Here is a 4,197-nt window from a genome sequence, read left to right on the forward strand (position 1 = left end):
TCCTTTATCCCTAAATTAGCTATTGAATTACATTTAATTTTTTCGCAATGGCTATTACATTTAACTTTGAAATCGATACTTCATCTTGTCCCGCTACAATTATTTTTGTTACTGATGAAGGTGGCTTACGAACAGATAGAATAGCAACTCCACTCCGTATAGAAGCTGATATGTGGTGTAGTTTAAAGGGAAGGCCACAGAATATATATTTAAAAAAATTTAAAAAAGTCAATGTTCGTCTAAATAATGTTCGAGTTGCCGTAACAACATATTTTAATACATTACTAGCATCTAACGAGCCGTATTCACTTCGAAAGTTGACACAGATAATATGTAAACACTCCTCCATTGACTTACGTGTTCCTTCGGGAGGTTTGTTGGATCGTATAGAAGCCTACATCAAATCAAGGGCACACATTATTTCAGCCTCAACACGTAAAAGGTACCATGTATTTTATAATCTCCTACAGAAATTTGAAGCATATTTAGGCCAAAATCTATTTATTCGAGATATTAATGCTTCCATAATACCTCGTTTACTGGCTTTCGGTGAGGAAGAGTCATACTCAATAAGCACGATACATAGAACAGTGTACTTTATTCGCACCGTTCTTAACCATTTGGAAAAAAGAGGAATCCGCACGTTTGTGTATGAATTAGAGATTCCGAAAACAATTAATAAAATGGACATGGTTACGTTATCAGAGGAAGAATTACTCCGTATTAAGGATCTAAAGGTGTACAAACAGTTAAAAAATGCCAGAGATTGGTTGATAATAAGTTGTTACACTGGGCAGCGAATATCTGACTTTATGAGATTTACTTCAGATATGATTAAGATTGTACAAAATAAAAAATACATAGTCTTTAGGCAGTGTAAAACAAAAAAAGAAATACATCTTCCACTCCACCCCGCGGTACAGGAAGTAATCGCTGAATACGGTAACCGTTTCCCACCAAAAATCTCATATAAGCTTTACAATATTCATATTAAGTATTTATCCAAAATTGCTGGTCTCGAAGAATCTGTCAATCTAAGGAAGCGCATAGGATTTAGGAGCCGTGTCATGAATGTCCCAAAATGGAAGGCAATTACAACACACGTAGGGAGACGTAGCTTCGTATCAAACTTTTATGGAAAAATTCCTACCCCTCTACTAATGGAAGCGACAGGACACAGCTCGGAACTTATGTTCCAGAGATATATAAATCCTTTAAATACTCAAAGAATTTTATTATTAAACCAACATTTTGAGGAAACATATAAGATCGCGCTAGGAATGTGAGAAAAAATCAGCAAACTACGTATGCATAAGTTAAAGAGTAAGTGTTCAGACTATCGCTACAAAAGAGAAAAAATCAAACAAAAATGTCTTACAAAAAGAACATAAAGTTGTTCAGTTTGAACACTTCAGGCGACATGGAAATCGCATTAATTAAGTTGTTTACTTTAATGCTGAGTGCCAATGTATTAAAAGGTTTAATCTATTTGTACGATTCATGGGTAAGGTTAGATGGTGAAGGAACAGGAAGATCTATACGTCTTATTATCACATCAGCCATATTAATAATAGTTATTAGAAACTTTCATCGCCATCTACGGATATTTGTGCACTACGCAGTTATTACGACCATCTTACATATTTATTACAGAGCATTTAATCAAGATGTAGGAATGGATGTTGTTGCTATCCAAGCAATCTTCATGGTCATAATCAGCAGTTTTTACGCGATTGGAAGAAAATGGGGTACGTTTTACTCGGGGATAGCTGTCATATGCTTCATAGCTGTAGAAATTATACCATTCAGAGTGCATGTGTTACAAGCATTACCTTCAAATTTGAATAATATTTATATCCTTATTAATTGGATAGTTATAATCCTATCCCATCATTATTTTCATAAAATACTCTTCGATAGTCTTAATAATAGTCAGGAAATGACCATGCAAAATATCTTTTTAGCAGAAAGCCGCAGCAAATTTCTTGCAACGATATCTCATGAGATACGTACTCCTCTGAATTCGCTTATAGGCATCTCGAACCTTTTAAAGATAGATCAGAATGATAAAAATCAGAGTGAACTTCTAAAAACCTTGCAAATCTCTTCTAAAACACTACTATCACTTATTAATAATGTTCTAGATTTAAATAAACTAGAGGCGGGACAGGTGCAAATAGAACAAACTAATTTTCGAATTGCGCCTCTAATTCAACAGATTACTTCTCAGATGAGATATAAGGCAAATAGTAAAGGTATCTCCATGCAAGCAAGTATACAGCCCCAACTTGATAATCTAACGGTCAAAGGGGATCCGACAAGACTTACACAAATTGTCACAAATCTTTTGGACAACGCTATAAAATTCACACATAAAGGCAATGTTACCATATCTGTTTGCGAGATTGAAAGGTCAAGTTATTACGTCCTATTGGACTTTGAAATTAGTGACTCAGGCATAGGCATGACTCAGCAACAGCAGCAAACTATATTTAACCCCTTTGAACAAGCAGATGCTAGTGTTAATCGAAAATATGGTGGAACAGGTCTCGGACTCTCGATTGTGGATCAACTGCTAAAAATGATGAATAGCCAAATTTTCGTTTCCAGCAAACTCGGTGAAGGCACTCGAATGTCCTTTAAATTACCATTTGCAATAGTATCGGAAGCTGAAGAAATCCCAGTTATTGAGTCGCATCCAATAAATGTGGAAGTGCAACAACTAAAAATTTTGCTTGCTGAAGATAATGACCTTAACATTTTTTATATGAAGCACCTTTTCGCCCAATGGGAAATTTCTGCTGATATTGCCGCTAACGGAATGGAGGTGATATCACTTATCAAAGGCAACGACTACGACGTAATCTTAATGGATATTAGTATGCCGATAATGAATGGGATAGAAACAGCCATAGAAATTCGCAAAATGGATGATATAAATAAGTCAAATGTATTTATAATAGCATTAACCGCTTCAAATTCACCTGACATAATTCATCAAGCAATGGGGGCAGGTATAAATGAATTAATAACTAAACCCTTCGAACCGAATATACTTATAAATAAATTAGGAGAATTGTCTGGAATTTTTGGCTCGAAAAGTAAATTTAATTAAGATCCAGTAGTCACCTAGTTAACAATTTCATAATTGCTAAAATTCAAATTGGCACACACATAGAATGAAAATAGAAATATAAAATTGACGTAGATCAAAAAATATTAAATGCCATATTTTTACATCTTACATTAACTAGATAACAGATGGTGTATTACAGTGATGAGTATCACTATTTATAGGTAGAGTATTGAGATGTCGATGACCTACTCCTACTTAATCAGACTGCTAACTTGTGGCACACTTAAATTTATCCATCTATACTTTTTTTGTAAGACAAATACATCCCTTTACTCTATAACTACTTTATCTTTTTATACTTTCAGCTTTTTGAGGAAACTTAAAGTGTTATGGTAAGCCAACATACTACTTCCTACTCATGGTATAAATATTTCCATTATTATCTAATATCATATTTTGCTGTGTAAGGGTTCTAATTTCCATAGGACTTACAAATACCTCAAACTGTGTAAGGAACAACGTATTACTATCTTCTTCAAATATCCAAGTAAATTCCTCTTTATATGAATCTTCATCTTGATAAGTGTACATAACTGTTCCAGTTGAATCAGCGGCAAAAGTATAAATGATACTTTCCCCATTACCCACAACTTGCTCCTCGCCATCGATGAGCAAGCTATTGGTATTCCACACTCCAAGAAACATAATTTCTTGAACGTCTTCATGCTTTTTACAAGACATAATGATAAGCAAAGGCAATAAAACAAACAGTACTTTTCTCATGTTTTTTATGTTTTAAACAGATTAACTCATCTGAACGACGATGAAATAAGAACAGATTATTTGAAAGTTTGTTCTCCCTATCATACAGGGCATACCGACATATACGCAAAAATCACCTTGAATTAATCCCGAAAACAAGAATTTTTAAATTACATCTTAGTACACAATATATTTTTTAGCATTTTTGATAAAAATCAAGGGCTATGTATAACTTAATCCAAACTATTCTTAGATTTATTTTAGCATCCAGTTTATTTATCCTAGGTGGCTGCGAAAAAGACAATAACGGTATCGATGATACTACTGAAGTAAAAGTTGCACGTTTAAAACATATAACC

3 protein-coding genes are annotated in these 4,197 nt (G+C 33.9%); 2 read left to right on the forward strand and 1 reads right to left on the reverse strand.

The window, feature by feature from the left end:
• Nucleotides 1–47 precede the first annotated feature (47 nt).
• Both A0125_RS15125 and A0125_RS15130 read left to right on the forward strand, forming a co-directional pair.
• Nucleotides 48–1,286, forward strand: a complete 1,239-nt coding sequence (locus A0125_RS15125) for a tyrosine-type recombinase/integrase (RefSeq protein ID WP_066758285.1) — start codon at nucleotides 48–50, stop codon at nucleotides 1,284–1,286.
• 134 nt (nucleotides 1,287–1,420) lie between these two features.
• On the forward strand, nucleotides 1,421–3,115 hold the full coding sequence (locus A0125_RS15130; RefSeq protein ID WP_197464907.1) for an ATP-binding response regulator: 1,695 nt from the start codon (nucleotides 1,421–1,423) through the stop codon (nucleotides 3,113–3,115).
• A gap of 366 nt (nucleotides 3,116–3,481) precedes the next feature.
• Here A0125_RS15130 and A0125_RS15135 read toward each other — a convergent pair whose 3' ends face one another.
• Nucleotides 3,482–3,859, reverse strand: a complete 378-nt coding sequence (locus tag A0125_RS15135; protein WP_082785064.1) for a lipocalin-like domain-containing protein — start codon at nucleotides 3,857–3,859, stop codon at nucleotides 3,482–3,484.
• Nucleotides 3,860–4,197: the final 338 nt, after the last annotated feature.

It is taken from the genome of Sphingobacterium populi (assembly GCF_001586775.1).
In the GTDB taxonomy this organism is placed as follows: Bacteria; Bacteroidota; Bacteroidia; order Sphingobacteriales; family Sphingobacteriaceae; genus Sphingobacterium; species Sphingobacterium populi.